17 protein-coding genes are annotated in these 15029 nt (G+C 63.7%); all 17 read right to left on the bottom strand.

Annotation, left to right across the window (positions count from 1 at the left end; genetic code table 11):
* Positions 1-6: 6 nt before the first annotated feature.
* A complete protein-coding gene (locus tag LMG28727_RS23250; protein WP_201644664.1) occupies positions 7-1335 on the bottom strand; it encodes a FliI/YscN family ATPase in 1329 nt (442 codons plus the stop codon).
* Complete coding sequence (locus tag LMG28727_RS23245) at positions 1328-2050, bottom strand: FliH/SctL family protein (RefSeq protein ID WP_201644663.1); 723 nt, start codon at positions 2048-2050, stop codon at positions 1328-1330. The genes LMG28727_RS23250 and LMG28727_RS23245 overlap by 8 nt, the downstream gene beginning before the upstream one ends.
* Positions 2047-2604 (bottom strand): hypothetical protein, encoded by a 558-nt coding sequence (locus LMG28727_RS23240; RefSeq protein ID WP_201644662.1) that lies wholly within the window; start codon positions 2602-2604, stop codon positions 2047-2049. The genes LMG28727_RS23245 and LMG28727_RS23240 overlap by 4 nt, the downstream gene beginning before the upstream one ends.
* Positions 2591-4132 (bottom strand): flagellar basal-body MS-ring/collar protein FliF, encoded by a 1542-nt coding sequence (fliF, locus tag LMG28727_RS23235; RefSeq protein ID WP_236592274.1) that lies wholly within the window; start codon positions 4130-4132, stop codon positions 2591-2593. Before fliF ends, LMG28727_RS23240 begins: the two co-directional genes overlap by 14 nt.
* 13 nt (positions 4133-4145) lie before the next feature.
* Positions 4146-4484: a flagellar hook-basal body complex protein FliE gene (gene fliE, locus LMG28727_RS23230; RefSeq protein ID WP_201644660.1), complete on the bottom strand. Its 339-nt coding sequence runs from the start codon at positions 4482-4484 to the stop codon at positions 4146-4148.
* Positions 4481-4948 carry a flagellar basal body rod protein FlgC gene (gene flgC / locus LMG28727_RS23225; protein WP_201644659.1) on the bottom strand — a complete coding sequence of 156 codons (468 nt, stop codon included), beginning with the start codon at positions 4946-4948 and terminating at the stop codon, positions 4481-4483. Before flgC ends, fliE begins: the two co-directional genes overlap by 4 nt.
* A gap of 4 nt (positions 4949-4952) precedes the next feature.
* Positions 4953-5318: a flagellar basal body rod protein FlgB gene (locus LMG28727_RS23220; RefSeq protein WP_201644658.1), complete on the bottom strand. Its 366-nt coding sequence runs from the start codon at positions 5316-5318 to the stop codon at positions 4953-4955.
* A 19-nt stretch (positions 5319-5337) separates the two neighbouring features.
* A complete protein-coding gene (locus tag LMG28727_RS23215) occupies positions 5338-6480 on the bottom strand; it encodes a flagellar basal body P-ring protein FlgI (RefSeq protein ID WP_201644657.1) in 1143 nt (380 codons plus the stop codon).
* Positions 6474-7061, bottom strand: a complete 588-nt coding sequence (locus LMG28727_RS23210; protein WP_201644656.1) for a flagellar basal body L-ring protein FlgH — start codon at positions 7059-7061, stop codon at positions 6474-6476. Before LMG28727_RS23210 ends, LMG28727_RS23215 begins: the two co-directional genes overlap by 7 nt.
* 3 nt (positions 7062-7064) lie before the next feature.
* A complete protein-coding gene (locus LMG28727_RS23205; RefSeq protein ID WP_201644655.1) occupies positions 7065-7769 on the bottom strand; it encodes a flagella basal body P-ring formation protein FlgA in 705 nt (234 codons plus the stop codon).
* Between the two features lie 83 nt (positions 7770-7852).
* The gene (locus tag LMG28727_RS23200) at positions 7853-8626 is read right to left on the bottom strand and encodes a flagellar hook-basal body protein (protein ID WP_201644654.1); all 774 of its coding nucleotides are present in this window, start codon (positions 8624-8626) and stop codon (positions 7853-7855) included.
* A 2-nt stretch (positions 8627-8628) separates the two neighbouring features.
* Positions 8629-9351, bottom strand: coding sequence for a flagellar hook-basal body protein (locus tag LMG28727_RS23195; protein WP_201644653.1), 723 nt, complete (start codon positions 9349-9351; stop codon positions 8629-8631).
* 23 nt (positions 9352-9374) lie between these two features.
* Positions 9375-11480: a flagellar biosynthesis protein FlhA gene (locus tag LMG28727_RS23190; protein WP_201644652.1), complete on the bottom strand. Its 2106-nt coding sequence runs from the start codon at positions 11478-11480 to the stop codon at positions 9375-9377.
* Entirely contained in the window at positions 11477-12547 is a 1071-nt protein-coding gene (locus LMG28727_RS23185) for an EscU/YscU/HrcU family type III secretion system export apparatus switch protein (RefSeq protein ID WP_201644651.1), read from the bottom strand. The genes LMG28727_RS23190 and LMG28727_RS23185 overlap by 4 nt, the downstream gene beginning before the upstream one ends.
* A gap of 2 nt (positions 12548-12549) precedes the next feature.
* The gene (locus tag LMG28727_RS23180) at positions 12550-13302 is read right to left on the bottom strand and encodes a flagellar biosynthetic protein FliR (protein ID WP_201644650.1); all 753 of its coding nucleotides are present in this window, start codon (positions 13300-13302) and stop codon (positions 12550-12552) included.
* A 4-nt stretch (positions 13303-13306) separates the two neighbouring features.
* Positions 13307-13549 (bottom strand): flagellar biosynthetic protein FliQ, encoded by a 243-nt coding sequence (locus LMG28727_RS23175; RefSeq protein WP_236592272.1) that lies wholly within the window; start codon positions 13547-13549, stop codon positions 13307-13309.
* 147 nt (positions 13550-13696) lie between these two features.
* The gene (locus LMG28727_RS23170; protein WP_201644648.1) at positions 13697-14845 is read right to left on the bottom strand and encodes a tetratricopeptide repeat protein; all 1149 of its coding nucleotides are present in this window, start codon (positions 14843-14845) and stop codon (positions 13697-13699) included.
* Positions 14846-15029: the final 184 nt, after the last annotated feature.

Below are 15029 nucleotides of genomic sequence, written 5' to 3'. Positions count from 1 at the left end.
ATGGCCTCATGGCTTGTCCTTGAGCAACGCAGCCAACGCACGGAGCGTCGTCTCGCGCGATGTCGCCGTGTCGGAAGGCTGCCGGAGAAAGTCGACTAGCGCGTCGCGCTTGAGCAGTGCGCGGTCGAGCGCGGGATTGCTGCCCGCCGCGTACAAGGCCGACTCCACCAGCGTGCGGGACGACTCGTAGACTGCGAGTTGCATGACGGCTTCGGCCGCGAGCCGGCGTTCGTCGGGTTGCGTTACGTACTGCATCACGCGGCTGATACTGCGCGGAACCTGAATCGCGGGATAGTGACCTTGCTCCGCAAGTTCACGCGTCAGCACGATGTGGCCGTCGAGCAGAGCGCGCATCGTTTCGGCCATCGGGTCGTCGACCTCGTCGGTTTCGGTCAACACGGTCATCAGTGCGGTAATCGCACCGTTATGCCTGAGCACCCCGCATCGTTCGACGATTTTCGGCAGCGCCGCGAACACGCCAGGCGTGTAGGCGCGCACGGTTGGCGGTTCGCCCGCGGCAAGGCCGATCTCGCGCAGCGCGAGCGCATAGCGCGTGACCGAGTCGAGCAGCAACAGCACATGCGCTCCCTGCGCGCGAAAATATTCAGCGAGCGACAGCGCCACCAGTACGCTGCGTGCGCGCATGACAGCGGACTGGTCGGACGTGGCGACGACCATGGTCGAGCGCGCGCGGGTCGTCTTGGAGAGCGAGCGTTGCCAGAATTCCTCGGCTTCGCGACCGCGCTCGCCGACGAGACACAACACGCAAACGTCCGCCTCGACATGCCGGGCGAGGCTGGCCAGCAGCGTGGTCTTGCCGACGCCGCTGCCCGCGAAAATGCCCACGCGCTGACCGACCCCCAAGGTCAACAGCCCGTCGATCGCGCGGATGCCGGTTTCGAGCGGTGTGACTGGCGACAATCGATCCAGCGGCGGCGTGCCGACACCGGCAAGCGGCCACGTGGATCCGGTTTTGGGAATGGCTGGGCCGCCGTCCAGCGGGTGGCCCAGCGGGTCAATCACGCGGCCAAGATACGCAGGGCCGACGGGAATCGTCGCGCCGACGCGCGTGGCGCACACCGGATCGCCAACGCAGATTGCCGCAGCCGACGTGTAAGGCGCCAGCGTGACTCGTCCCATTTCGACCTTGACGACTTCCGCGTAGCTTTGCTGTGGCCCCGGGCCGCCGAGCGTGCAGAGCGAGCCGAGCGGCACGCCTGGGCCATCCGCCTCGACGAAGGTCGGCATTACGCGTGTGACAGCACCTGTGCGGGCGAGCGGATCGAGTTCACGCATCGCGGCGACGTAACGATGAAGCGGCGGCTGCTCAGTCATCGGCGCGCAGTCCATCGAGGGTGGTAACGATGCGCGTCATCTGTTGCGGCAGGCTCAGGTCGAGACGGCCAAGCGTCAGTTCGATCACGCAGGCGCCGGAGCGCAATTGCGGATCGGCCTTGACCGCCAGCAACGTGTGGCGGGTCAGGGTTGCGAACGTATCCTTCAACAGAACGGGGTCGGCGAAATCATCAGCGGATACTCGAATGCCGACGGCCGAACCCGCTGCAGTCTGCGCGAGATGATGACGCACGGTTTGCCCGATTAGCGCTGTATACGACGCCGGGTCGCCAATCACTTTCTCCAGCGCGGACTGGGCGACATCGAGTGCAAGGACCTCGATGACTTGCAGGCGTTCATGCAATGCCGCGAGCGCCGCTTTGACCCCGGCTTCGAGCCTGTCGAGCATGGCCGTGTGATCGTTTTCCGCGCGAGCAACACCGCTCTCGATGCCTGCGTCGATCCCGCGTTGATAGGCTTCCTGCTTGAGCGTTTCGACATGACGCGTCTGCTCCTCGTAAGCGCGTTCCAGTTCTGCAACGCGATGTTTGAGCGACTCGATCTGCCCATCGGGACGCGCGTCGCTCGCAGTGAGAGCAGCGCGTTGCTCCGGCTGCCCCGTCTGCGCGGCGTGAATGGGCGTGACGGCCCCTTGCACCAGCGGCCTGCGTCCGCTTCCTACCGTGATCTCTCCGGCCTTGAGAAGCAGACTCATGCTGCCCGTCCGATCCAGCGGCGGAGTTTCGCGTTCAACGTCGAGCGTTGAGCGGCCGGCGCGTTGCTTCGTCTGGCCGACGAATCGAACGACTGCGCGCCGACGGCGGACGCCGCGTCTCGCAAGGCGGCGCGCGCGCGTTCAGTGATGCGCCAGGTGTGCCCGTCACGAACGAGCAACGCGCGGCGCTCCGCCGGCAAAGCGTCGATCACGGCATCGCGGGCGCAATCGTCGAGGCTGAAGATGAGTCGCGACAGCACTTCGTTCGGCAGGCTCTCGGCCAGCCCGGTGATGCGTTGCGCGAACGCTGGGCCGTTGTCGTCGCTGGTGAGCTTGCCCGACTGACTCGTCTCCATGTCGGCAAAGCCCGCGGCAGTCAGGTTGCCAGGCGTTACGCGCGCCGCTTCAGCGAGCAGAGGGCGCAACTGGTCGCGCTCGTCATGCGAAAGTGCGCCCCAGATGGCTTCGATATCGTCGATCGCGCATTCGCTCAATTCGGCCACCGTGCGGCGCAACTGACGCTCGCGTGATGCGTCGTTGTCAGGCGCGGCCATGCGGACCTCCGGCGTCGGCGAGCAAAGCGCGCAAGCGGACCACATAGGCTTCGCGCTGCTGCGCGCTCAGAACTCGCGGGAGCTGACCATAATGCGCCGCCCGGTTCATTCGCGTGAAGGCGAACGCGCCAGCCGCCAGGACGATCAGCAATGCACCGGACAGGCTGGCGGCGCGATTGTCCGATAGCCAAGCGCGAATCGGTTGAGACGCGCTTGGCGGGGCCGGTGCGACGGACGCCTGTCGAGCGGGCCGGCCGATTTTCGGATCGACGGGTTCTTCTGACGCGATGGCGCGAGCATTCGAAGGGTCGGCCTGCTCGTTGGAGAGGGCAGCATCGACAGGCGCGGTTATGCCGCTATTCGCGGGCGTCGAATCCGGGGCTGCGGTCGCGGAATGCCGCACATAGATCGACAACACATCGCCGCGCGCAGCGTCGAGGCCGATCGACGCGCCGACCACCGCGCTGACACGGGCCATATCGTCTTGCGGCAAAGCTTGATCGAGCACGATGCCCACCGAGAGACGACGAATGGAGCCGGGCTGCGACACGATCTGTTCGAGGTTGCGGTCGGTTCGGGTGCCATCGTTGGACGGCGCGCCGGGCAGCGGCGGCAGGCCCGCCACTGGCATCCCGCTCGCACTCTTCGCGGCGGGCAGAGGCGACGCGGAGCCTGCCGTCTCATCGTGATTCACGATCGGACGCGTGGTGCCTGATTCGCGCGTCGTGCGTATCTGCGCGAAGTCGAGATTCGCGTCGACGCTCACGCGAGCCTGACCGCCGCTGAGGATCGGCGCGATCTGCGCAAGAATTTTCCGCTCGTACCGGGACTCGATGGCCTGTTTCAATGCGAAGTGCGGATTGTCGATCTCCGCGCTGTCGCTGCCTTTAGCGTTCGCCAGGTCACCCCGTTGATCGAGCACGGTGACATCGGAGGCGGACAGGTCCGGCACTGCAGCGGCCACGAGACGTTGAATGCCGCGCACGGTTTCGGCCGCGAGCGCCTGACCGTCGCGCATGAAGAGCGCGACCGATGCCTTGGGCCGCACCGCATCGCGGCGAAACAGCGATGACTCCGGCAGCGTCAGATGCACGCGCGCCAGATCGATCTCATCGAGCGTCATGATCGTGCGCGCCAGCTCGCCCTGCAGCGCGCGCTGGTAATTCACCTTCTGTGCAAACTCCGTCAGGCCAAGATCGGAATTGTTGAACAGCTCGAAGCCGACCGCGCCTTGCAGGCGCAGGTCGCTGCTCATCAACTTGAGGCGCAGCGCGCGGGTATCGCCCTCCGGGACGAGAATAGCCGAGGTCTTATCGTCGATCCGGTACGGTACTTTCTGCTTGTCCAGTTCGGCGACGACCGCCGAGGCGTCCTGCGGCTTCAGATCGCGGAACAGCACCTGATAGCCCGGACGCAACCAGAAATACACGACGGCCATCGCGCCGAACAACAGCAGCGATAACAGGCCCACAAGCATGAATTGCCGCTCACGCGAGGCGCTGGTGAAAAAGGTAGTCAAGCGAGACATGCTGGATTCCATCTCAGAGTTGCATTCGCATCAGTTCCTGATACCCCTCGACGAGTCGCGAGCGCACCTGCAGGGCGAATTGCAGTGACATGCGGGCCTGCTCGAGCGCCATCACGACCTGATGCGGCGGCAGATCCGCGCCGAGCGCGAAATCGGCGACCGCCGTATCGGCGGCGCGGACCTGCTGATCCACGTCTTGCAACCCGGACACCAGCAGGTCCGCGAAGCCGGACTGCGTAGCAGGCTCGATGTCCCTCGGGTTCTGCAGCGATGCAAGCGGCGGCGTGAATCCGTTGTGCCACGCAGGAGCGAGAAAGCCGGGTTCGACAGCGGCGATTTCAGCGACGCTCATGAACGGTTCCCCAATTCCAGCGCCCGCATGTACATCGAACGGGCTGCGTTGAACATCACCACATCGGCTTCGTAGACGCGCTGCGTCTGCACCATCAACGCCATTTCACCGGCATGATCGAGACCGGGGTAGGACACGAAGCCCTTCGCGTCCGCGTGAGGATGCGACGGGTCGTAGACGAGCCGAGGGGGCACGTCGAGCGTCTCGACACCGTAGGTCTGCACGCCTGCCACGCTTTGCGTCCATGCCGCACCGCTCGCATGCGCCGCCCCGGTGCCGCGGAGCGGCCCCGCGAAATCCGTCGACGCGATCTGCGGGCCGGACACAAGCCGCAACGGTTGATAGGGCACGCCGGAAGCCGTGCGCGTGGTGCTCGCGTTGGCCAGGTTCTGCGCGATGACTTCCATGCGCTGCCGCTCCACATCGAGCCCCGAGCGCGTAATGGCGAAGATCGTGTCGCTCATGCGCTCAGCCTCCCTTGATCGCAAGTTGTTCCATCTGCATCGTGCGGTCGAGCATGCCGATCAGCATCGCGTAACGGGCCGACGTTTCCGACGCGCTGGCGATCTCATCGTCGAGCCGGACTGTGTTCGACTCGAAGGGCAGCGGCGCAGCGAGGCGCGGCGTGACACCCGACACGCGCGAGAGCACGCTCGCCTGCGTGTCCCCTGGACGAAGTGCGGCAGCGTCGCGCAGCGCATCCTCGAACGACACGCGCAGCGGCGTGAAGTGAGTTGAGCTGGCGTTCGCCACGTTCTGGGCAGTGGCCGTCTGCTGGGCAAATAGACCGTCGAGCGCTTTTGCAGCGATAGCGGTTACCAGGTTGATGGTCATCGCGTCTTCCTTTTTTCTGTTACTGAACAATGATGTCGGCGTGCAGTGCGCCTGCGGCTTTGATGGCTTCGAGGATCGCGATGACATCGCGGGTGCTGACACGGCTCTTCGACAGCGCCCGCACCAGTTCCCCGACCGAGCCGTGTGGAAACGACGCGGCGACGGTTTGCCCCGGTTCGTCGACGGAAAGATCGCTATTGCCGATCACAAGGCTGCGTACGCCTCGCCCCGCGACACCGATCAGCTCCGGCTGCGATGCCGAGTACTCGGCGGTCACCGTCACGCGAATGTCGCCGTGGGAAATCGTGATCGGCGCAATTCGCGTGTCGCCGCCCGCGACCACCGTGCCCGTGCGTTCGTTGACGACGACTCGCGAGTTCTGGTCGGGCACGACGTTCAACGTCTCGACGCGCGCGACATAGCGATTGAGCGCATAGCTCCCGGCAGGCGCCCGAATCTGGATCGTTTCCGCATCGAGCGAGCGTGCGCTGCCGGGCCCCAACGTTTCGTTGATCCGCTGGGCGATCCGCTCGGCGGTGGTGGCGTCGGCGTTCCTCAGCACGAAATTCAGGTAGCCATCTTGCGTGACGAGTTCAGCACGCACCGGGACTTCGACGATGGCGCCTTGCGGCACGGTGCCGACAGTCGGATGGTTTTTCTGCCGAAGGTTGCCGTTCGCCTCGAACCGGTAGCCACCGACGGTGACCGGCCCTTGGGCGAGTGCGTAAGTCTTGCGGTCAGGACCGCGCAGCGGGGTCATGATCAGCGTGCCGCCGGACAGGCTGCGCGCATCGCCCATCGACGTGACGTTGATGTCGATGCGGTCGCCGACGTTGGCAGTAGGTGGCAGCGATGCCGTGATCATGACCATCGCGACGTTGCGGCTCTGAACCTGATCCTGTGTCAGATTCAGATCGAACTGGGACATCATGTTCATCATCGCCTGACGCGTGGCCTGGTTGCGCGGCGTGTCGCCGGAGCCGGCGAGGCCGGACACGATGCCGTAGCCGACCAGCATGTTCTCGCGCCAGCCGAGGAAGCGGCCAAGGTCCTTCAGGCGCACTTCGCTTGCGGCGTGGGCGCTGCCCGTGGCGGTGCCTGCCGCTGCCACGCACGCGAGCAGCACGCCGGCCAGCACGCGCGAGTAGAGTCGTTTCACCATAAGCCTAACCATGCGAAGAAGCGGGGGATGAGACCAGGCCTGGACCGGTCGGTGATGAAGCCTTCGCCGACGTAGTCGATCCTGGCGTCGGCGAGGCGGTTCGACTGCACCGTATTGCTGGCGCTGATATCGACCGGACGCACGCGCCCTTGCAAGTGAATGCGGGTCTTCTCGCCATTGACGTCGATGGCCTGTTCGCCCGCGACGATCAGCTCGCCGTTAGCCTCGGTCTGCGTGACATGCGCGCTGATCTGCGCGAGCAGCCGGCCAGTACGCTGGATTTGTCCACGACCGCCGTAGTTGTCGCCGAGGCCAATCTGCGCGGCATTGTTGCCGGCCCACATCGTCGAGACATTGCCCTGCACACCGACATTCGTTCTGGTCGAGGTGTCGGCGGTATTGCTTGCCGTCGAGTTTTCGTAGACGAGGATGGTGACGATGTCACCCACACGCGACGCGCGGCGATCCGAGGTCAGCGACTGGTAGGTGTCGGGCTGGTAGAGGTCGGCGGCGTGTGCCATGGCCAGCGTGCACCACGCGATGCAGATCGCCACAAAGGTTGAACATAGCTTCGATTGCATGAACTACCTCGGCGTCGAGACGGTTGCCGGCACGGCCACGATGTCGCGATTGCCGGCCGCGATCACTGTGATGCGTCCATGTGCGCCATCGGTCAAGGCGGTCCCTGTTCGCGTGACGGTTATTGCGCCGGTTTGAACCATGGTTCTGATCTGTTCGCCCCGGCTGACCTGCGCGAGGCGTTGCGTGGCGATGCTGGGCAAGAGCTCGCCGTGAGCGAGGTCGGCAGCGGCCCGCGCGAGGCGGGATTTTTCGTCGTAGTGAGCGCGGTGCAAAACGGCTTCCCGGGGGCACGCAACGGCTCGCACGCTATCTAGCGCAATAGCGTTGCCCTGGGCCACGTCACGGAGAAGTTCGAGGCAACGCGGCGGTGGTTCCGCGCCAGGGCCGCCGGTCGGGACATTCTCGAGCGATGACGAACGCTTGACGATGACCACGGCCTGCGTGTTTTGCACCTGGAGCCACGGTGCGATTGCCGGCATTTGCCGACGCGCGTTTTCCGCCAGACGCGCGGACTCGATGACCGTGCGCGAATCTGTTCCGCGCAAGCGTGCAACGGCCAGATTTGCGGCCTGCCGTTGCCACATGGGGGGAAGGGGACTCAGATCCGCTATGTCGCCGAGTCGCACCACGTCGCTTGCGATGTCGGTCACAGCGTGAAATTTCACCGCCGCCGTCACTGACGCGTGCGCGATCGAACCAACCATCATGCAGACGAGCAAGAGAGCGGCAGATGTCGTGACGCCATGAAGGCCTGGCGGTTGTCCCTTGAACATACACGTGTTGAACATGCCTAGCGTTTCAACCCGTTCGCAATCGCCATCAGCTCATCGCCGGCCTGCACGAGCCGCGCATTCGACGCATAGGCGCGTTGGTACAGCATCAGACTGACAAGCGCGTCCGATAGCGATACGTTCGACGCTTCACTGAAGCCCTGCGCCAGCGTTCCCGCGTTGTCTTCGCCGGGACGCACGCGCGAGACTGTGATGCCGTCGTCCTGGATGCGGTACACGCCGTCGCCAGCGGACTGCAGCGCGCGTACATCGGCGGGCATTACCAGTTCGATTTCGCCGAGATCGACCGGCTCGGTCTGATTCGGAATCGTCGCCTGCACCTGACCGGTGGCGGATACCGTGATACTGGACGCGTCGCGCGGCACCGAGATCATTGCCTTGAGCGGCAGGCCGTTCGGCGCCGTCAGGTAGCCATCGCCGCCGACATGCAGCACGCCACCGCGCCATAGCGTTGCCTGACCAGATTCGGAGGCTAGTTCGATGAAGCCGTCGCCACGGATGGCGAGGTCGAGCGCGTTGGCGGTCGGGCGCAATTCGCCGGCCGTGAACACATGCAGCGAAGGATCGGCGACGACCCCGGCAGCGGTGCTCACAACGTCATTCGCCGCTGCGCGATTGAGCGGCGCGGCAGCCGATGTCAGCAATTCAGAAAACGACACCGCACCGCGCTTGAACGCGGGCGTGTTCATGTTGGCGATGTTATTGGCAGTGACGTCGACTGCCGTCTGTTGCGCGTTCAACCCCATCGCACCGATATAAAAAACGTTGTTCATGCTTACATGTCTCCCAGTCGCTGTAAAACCGTGCCGACCATGTCGTCATACGCATGGACCAGCTTCTGCCCGGACTCGATGCGGCGCATCGCCTCCATCATCTGCATCATGTCGTTGCCGACTGCGACGTTCGACGTTTCGATGAAGCCCTGCACGATGTGCGCTTGCTCGCTGTCGACGGCCTGCGCCTCCTTTGCGTGGAAGAGGCTGTCGGCGCCTCGCACGAGTTGAGCCGGGTCGACGAAGGTCGCAACGCGAATCACGCTCGACGGTGTGCCGTCGTCAAGCACGGTGCCGTCGCTCGCGATCTGCCAGTTGTTCGAGCGCACCACCACGTCGCCGCCCCCCGCGCTCTGCAGCGGCCAGCCCTGAGCGGTGACGATGCGGCCGTCGGCGTCGCGCTGGAATGAGCCGGCACGCGTGTATGCCGGACCGTTCGCGGTTATCACTTCGAAGAGGCCCGGCCCGCTGATCGACAGATCGAGCGGGTTGCCGGTGTGGACCAGCTTGCCCGCCGAGAAGTCGGTGGCGATGCCTGTCGTGCGCGACGGGGTAACCGGAGATGGCGGTGCGGATTGCGCGCGGCTCTCCGCCAGCACATCGTCAAATGCAATTTGCCGCTTGTAGCCGGGTGTGGCGACATTCGCGAGGTTCTGTCCGGCCGTTTCGACGCGGCGCGTCTCCTGCGAGATCAGGCCGGTGGCGAGGGTCATGAGGTTATCCATGGGGAGTCCGGTTCAATCGACGGTTACGCGGCTTGCGGGGCCGCGGGCGATGCCTGTTGCGCGGGGCGCGAGGCCACCCGCGCAGGCGTGGCCTCGACGCTCAGCATCGCAAACGATCTCAGGCTGATGGAATGAGGCACTTCGTTCATCGACAGAACAGCAAGCCTCGGCACGACCCGCTGGGTGAAGGCCTTGAGATGGCGCCGGATTTCCGGACGGCAAAGGAGTACGGGCTTGAGGTTCTGGCGCATCATCGCGTCGACCTGGGCGGCGAGGCGGCTCAGAAAGTTTTCAGCGAGACGCGGGTCCAGCACATAGGCGCCTGATCCGTCTGAGCCTTGCAGGTTTTGCGCGATGGCATTTTCGAGCGCCGGGTCGAGAGTCAAGACGGCGAGCGCGTCGTGCTCACCCTGGATGGCTTGACAGATGCCATGGCCGAGCCGCTGACGCACCCGCTCGCTCAACGCCGCCGGGTCCTTCTCGTGGCGCCCCGCATCGACCAGAACCTCGACAATCAGGCCAATGTTGCGGATGGCGACCTGCTCGGTCAGCAGGTTTTGTAGAACGTGCTGAACATCGCTGAGCGCCAGCACGTTTGGCACGAGTTCTTCGACGAGGCCAGGCGTGCGGGTACGCAAGCCTTCCAGCATGGCGATGACTTCCGTTCGCGACAGCAGCATGGGGACGTTCGCTTTGAGGACTTCGGTGACGTGGGTGATCAGCACGGTCAGCGGATCGACGGCGGTGTAGCCGAGTGCTTTGGCACGCGGCAACTCTGACGTGTCGATCCAGATCGCGGGCAAGCCAAATGCGGGGTCGTGAGCCGCGATGCCCTGGAGCTTCTCGCCTTTATCCGACGAGTGAATCGCAAGGGTCTTGTCGGGATGCAGCGTCGCGTGACCGAAGCGATCGCCGAACAGCAGGATGCGATAGTCGTTCGAGCCCAGTTGCGCGCCGTCGCGAAACACGACGGGCGGAATCGTGACCCCCATCTCTCCCGCGTACTGTTTGCGAAACGCCCCCATGCGCTCGGCCAGCACGCTTTGCATCGGGGTCCATGCCGCAGTCAGCGCGGAGCCGAAGGACACTTCGGCGGCAGGCAACGCAGCGGCTGCGTCGGCGGGATCTGCTGAATCGGCTCCCTCGGCAGGCGGGGTGTCGCCGACCTGAATGGCGGCGCGTTTGCGGCGTGCCACCAGCCATGCGCCGAGCGCGAGTGCCGCCAGGATCAACACCGGCCATTTCGGCATGCCCGGTAGCGCGAGCAGGCCAGTCAACGCGATCATGACCAGCACGAGGATCTTGGGGAATTGCATCAACTGACGCAGCACCTCGTTGCTAAGTTCGCCGTCGGCCGACGAGCGCGTGACGATGATGCCGGTCGCGACCGAAATGATCAGCGCGGGCACCTGCGTGACGATGCCGTCGCCGATCGTGAGCAACGTGAAAGTCTGCAAGGCCTGGCCGAGCGGCATACCCATCTGCGCAACGCCAACCGCCCAGCCGCCGAGAATGTCGATCAGCAGGATGATGATGCCGGCAATCGCGTCGCCTTTGACGAACTTGCTCGCGCCGTCCATCGAGCCATAGAAGCCGGCTTCTTTTTCGAGCGCCTTGCGCCGGCGTTTGGCCTCGTCCTGATCGATCAGGCCCATGTTCAGGTCGGCATCGATACTCATCTGTTGACCCGGCATTGCGTCGAGTACGAAGCGCGCGGCGACTTCGGAAACGCGTTGTGCGCCGGTCGTGACCACGACGTACTGCACCACGATCAGGATGAAGAACACGATCAACCCGATCACGAAGTTGCCCTGCACGACAAACTCACCGATCGCCCCGATCACCTGGCCTGCCTGCGCCCCGGAGAGGATCAACCGGGTCGCCGCGATATTGAGCGACAGGCGGAACAGCGTGGCGATCAGCAACAGCGAAGGGAATGTCGAGAACTCGACGGGCCGCGACACATAGAACGTCATCAACAGGATCGTGAACGCGAACGCGAAGTTGACGATGATGAACAGGTCGAGTGCCATCGCCGGAATCGGCGTGAACAGCAGGAGCAGGATCACGACGACCGCGAATACGAGCGCCAGGTCGGAATGATCGCGCAGCCGGGACTGGAGTGTCATGCGGTCACCGCCTGTGACGGCGCGCGACGCGCCTGCAGATACACCGCCGCTGTTTCGCGATACAACTCGCCCGGCACCTCACGCTCGAGCCCGGCTTTGAAATACAGAGCGCGAGCGAAAGGCGGTGCTTCGATCACCGGCACGCCGTAAATGAATGCGAGCTTCTTCAGACGTAGCGCGAAGTCGCCCGCGCCCTTTGCGATAACGTGCGGCGCGCTCATACGGGCAGGATCGTATTTGAGGCCGATGGCGTAGTGTGTCGGATTGGTCACGACCACATCTGCGCCACGCACGGCCTTCATGCTCCGGGACCGCTGCAGCAATTCCCGCTGTAATTGCCTGCGACGCTGCTTGATACGCGGATCGCCTTCGCGCTGCTTCATTTCCTGCTTCTGTTCATGGCGGCTCATGCGCATCTTTTTCGCAAAGCCGCGCCGCACGATGACCTGATCGATCAGCGCGAACACTGTCGCTGCGGCTAGCAGCATGAACAGCAGATGCAGGCCACTCGCGAGCACGCTCTGGGCGATCTGCTTCGGCGGCAGACTTTCATGCGCGAGCGCGATAGCCGCCTCGACAATCGTGGCGCGGATGATCGCGACATAAACGACCATTTTCACGCAGGCCTTGCCAGCTTCGATCAGCGTCTGCATCGAGAAGACCCGTTTGAACCCCTGCGCGGGGTTCAATTTGCTCGGGTCCAATTTGAGAGCGCTTGGGGCGAACATCAAGCCGGTTTGCATCACGGCCGACAACAGCGTGCTACCTACCGCGACGGCGATGAGTGGCGCGACTACAAGCGCCGCCTGTGAAAGCAGCGACTCGACAGCGGTAGACAGTGCGCGCGTGCCGCCGGTTAGCGACCCAGCCTCGCTCAATGCGCGGGCGCTCAGCAAGGCGAGGCGGGTAGCCATGTCACCACCCCAGATCGATAGATACCCCACGCTTGCGAGCAGACTGACCACCATGCCGAGTTCCTGGCTGCGGGGGACCATGCCTTTTTTACGCGCCTGCTCGAGCTTGTAGGCGCTCGCCTGCTCAGACTTGTTCTGTTCCGGGTCCGCCATGGCTATTCCAGAGATGGCACGAGCGTCAGTGCATGGGTCATCAAACGCAGCGCGGTGGGTACGAGCAGACCGGCCGACAGGGTCATCATCACGAGTGTTGCGATCGTCTTGACCTGCAGGCCCAGCATCAATGCGTTCATCTGCGGCAGTGCGCGGGACAGGAAGGCAATCGAAAGATCGATCAGGAAAAGGGTGACCATGACGGCCGAAACGGCCGAGAGACCCATGCCCATCGTCATGCCGAAGTAGCCGATCAGTGCTTGCGGGCTGCCCGTCAATCCCGCGTAACCGACAGGGATGACACGCTGCAGGGTGGTGAAAAGCCGCAGCAATTCCAGATGTCCATTGGTGGCGAAGAAAAGCAGGCCGGCGACGAGCGTCAGGATCGTGCCGAACAGCGGCGCCTGGGCGCGCGAGCCGGGATCGATCACCATCGCCAGTCCGTAACCAGCCTGCACGTCGAGCACGCGGCCGGCAAACGAGAGCGCGGCAAACGCGGTTTGAAATGCGAATGCGATTGCGAGACCGAGCATCAGTTCGGTAGCGGCTGCAATCACCAGAGCCGCGCCGTTCGCGTACGCGGCGGAAGGGACGCCACGCGCCAGGCATGCGGCGAGCGCGAGCACCAGGCACACGCGCACGCGCATCGGCACCTGAGTTTGCGAGAACGGTGGCGCGAGGACGAATACCGGGCCGATGCGCAATGAGAGAAGCAGAATTCCTATGGTCCAGCTAACGCCGGCTTCGATTGCCATTGCGTTAGCCCAGACTCGGAATGCCGTTGAAGAGGGACGTGGCGAATCCGGTCAGGCGGCCAAGCATCCACGGCGCGAGAACAATCGTCACGATGGCAGCGACGGCGAGCTTGGGCACGTAGCTCAGGCTCATTTCCTGCAATTGCGTGACGACCTGGAATACGCTCACCAGAAGACCGACTACGAGCGTGGCAATCAGGATCGGCCCCGCAATGAGAAAGCTGTTCCAGAACAGCTGGGTCATCATATGAAGAGCCTGATCTGCCGACATGCACGGGTCCTTTAGATAAGGGCGCCATGATGAAGGAACAGGCATCTGTTAGGAATCAGATGGGTCCCGTCTGCTTGTCAGATGTTCTCCGCGCTTGCGTCAGATTTATGGTTGAGGCGCTTTCTATCGCGAGCCTTCGATTCGTGCCGCCTTGCGTGCCAGTGCCTGTGCAATGGTATTTCCTTGCGAGTCGACGGGACGGTTGAGAACGGTCTCGACGATTTTGCTGGCACTGTGCTGATCGCCATCATGGGCGGCTAGCAAGCTTCGCGCGAGCGCCGCTGACAGACATGCAGAATCCAGCCGCAACGCGGCCTTGGCGAGGCTGCGTGCCTCGTCGAGGTTGCCTTCTTTGAACGCCACGATTGCCAGCGCTCCCGGTACTTCGGCAAAGTTGCGGTCGACGAACCCTGCGCTCTCGAAACGTGCCCGTGCCTGCGCAAGATCACCGCTTAACAGATACGCCCAACCGGCCGCGACCCACGAGCCAGCATGGGTTTTGAACGACTGCGCAGCCGCGTCGATCTGGCGTGCGGCTTCGTTGAATTGTTGCTGATCGAGCAGCGCGAGGCCCTTGCCGAGATGTGCGCGGCTGTGGGTCGGATGCGTTTCGAGTACGCGTGCAAATAGTGCGAGAGCATCGTCGGCGTCGCCATCATTCAGTGCGAGCAGGCCGCGCATCGTCAGGCCATCGGCGGTAGTTGCCGCTCTCTCGACATAGTGTCTGGCGCCTTCGATATCGTTCGAATCGAACAACGCGGTGCCGAGCAGACCCGATATTTCAGCGCCTTCATGTGGATGGTCGGCATACAGCCTGCCGAGTGCGATGACCTCCTCAAGGCGCCCTAGATGATGGAGTGTCCGCATTTTCAGCGTGATGCCTTGGGGCAGCGCCGCTATCACTTCGTTGTCCAGCAATGCAACGGCTTCGGCGAAGCGGCCGAGCATCGCGTTCGCATAGGCATAGTTGTAGCGGACCGCGGGATCAGCTTCGTCGTTTATCAATGCTGCAAAAGCGTTGAGCGCCTCGTCAAAACGGCCGCTCGCCATGGCACACAGTCCACGCAGATTCGCCGACTTGGGTGGCACGCCAGCGAGCTTTTGCTGGCGGTCCAGCAGTTGATCGCATAACGCTAGTTGCTGCGCGTCGAATGCGCACTCCGCGGCATCGCCAAGCAGCGCGACATTGTTTGGATCGGAGTCGAGATAGCTCAGCAGCCGGGCGAGTTTCTCCGACGCTTGCGCGGCGCGATGGTCGAGGTTGGTATTCATGGCGTGAAGCTTTTTCCTGCGTGGGTCGGGAGGGCTGAAAGGCGCATTGCAAAGCCGATCTGAGCTTTCTAGCATAGCAGCGGGGTATCGCTCGCGCCACGTGAGGGCGATCTTGCGTTGGTTCGAGGCAGCATATTTAGGATGCCGTTGCACATCGGTTCAGCGCTTCTGTCATGAATTGTGT

Origin of the sequence: Paraburkholderia metrosideri, assembly GCF_904848625.1 — a bacterium.
Classification (GTDB): domain Bacteria; phylum Pseudomonadota; class Gammaproteobacteria; order Burkholderiales; family Burkholderiaceae; genus Paraburkholderia; species Paraburkholderia metrosideri.
Note: the sequence above shows the minus strand (reverse complement) of the source record. Positions and strands in the feature narration are given on the sequence as shown.

What these genes read in the sequence shown, in the direction of transcription:
- LMG28727_RS23250 (WP_201644664.1), bottom strand. Translation starts at nt 1,335, where the DNA reads ATGACTGAGCAGCCGCCGCTTCATCGTTACGTCGCCGCGATGCGTGAA.
- LMG28727_RS23245 (WP_201644663.1), bottom strand. Translation starts at nt 2,050, where the DNA reads ATGAGTCTGCTTCTCAAGGCCGGAGAGATCACGGTAGGAAGCGGACGC.
- LMG28727_RS23240 (WP_201644662.1), bottom strand. Translation starts at nt 2,604, where the DNA reads ATGGCCGCGCCTGACAACGACGCATCACGCGAGCGTCAGTTGCGCCGC.
- fliF (WP_236592274.1), bottom strand. Translation starts at nt 4,132, where the DNA reads ATGTCTCGCTTGACTACCTTTTTCACCAGCGCCTCGCGTGAGCGGCAA.
- fliE (WP_201644660.1), bottom strand. Translation starts at nt 4,484, where the DNA reads ATGAGCGTCGCTGAAATCGCCGCTGTCGAACCCGGCTTTCTCGCTCCT.
- flgC (WP_201644659.1), bottom strand. Translation starts at nt 4,948, where the DNA reads ATGAGCGACACGATCTTCGCCATTACGCGCTCGGGGCTCGATGTGGAG.
- LMG28727_RS23220 (WP_201644658.1), bottom strand. Translation starts at nt 5,318, where the DNA reads ATGACCATCAACCTGGTAACCGCTATCGCTGCAAAAGCGCTCGACGGT.
- LMG28727_RS23215 (WP_201644657.1), bottom strand. Translation starts at nt 6,480, where the DNA reads ATGGTGAAACGACTCTACTCGCGCGTGCTGGCCGGCGTGCTGCTCGCG.
- LMG28727_RS23210 (WP_201644656.1), bottom strand. Translation starts at nt 7,061, where the DNA reads ATGCAATCGAAGCTATGTTCAACCTTTGTGGCGATCTGCATCGCGTGG.
- LMG28727_RS23205 (WP_201644655.1), bottom strand. Translation starts at nt 7,769, where the DNA reads ATGATGGTTGGTTCGATCGCGCACGCGTCAGTGACGGCGGCGGTGAAA.
- LMG28727_RS23200 (WP_201644654.1), bottom strand. Translation starts at nt 8,626, where the DNA reads ATGAACAACGTTTTTTATATCGGTGCGATGGGGTTGAACGCGCAACAG.
- LMG28727_RS23195 (WP_201644653.1), bottom strand. Translation starts at nt 9,351, where the DNA reads ATGGATAACCTCATGACCCTCGCCACCGGCCTGATCTCGCAGGAGACG.
- LMG28727_RS23190 (WP_201644652.1), bottom strand. Translation starts at nt 11,480, where the DNA reads ATGACACTCCAGTCCCGGCTGCGCGATCATTCCGACCTGGCGCTCGTA.
- LMG28727_RS23185 (WP_201644651.1), bottom strand. Translation starts at nt 12,547, where the DNA reads ATGGCGGACCCGGAACAGAACAAGTCTGAGCAGGCGAGCGCCTACAAG.
- LMG28727_RS23180 (WP_201644650.1), bottom strand. Translation starts at nt 13,302, where the DNA reads ATGGCAATCGAAGCCGGCGTTAGCTGGACCATAGGAATTCTGCTTCTC.
- LMG28727_RS23175 (WP_236592272.1), bottom strand. Translation starts at nt 13,549, where the DNA reads ATGATGACCCAGCTGTTCTGGAACAGCTTTCTCATTGCGGGGCCGATC.
- LMG28727_RS23170 (WP_201644648.1), bottom strand. Translation starts at nt 14,845, where the DNA reads ATGAATACCAACCTCGACCATCGCGCCGCGCAAGCGTCGGAGAAACTC.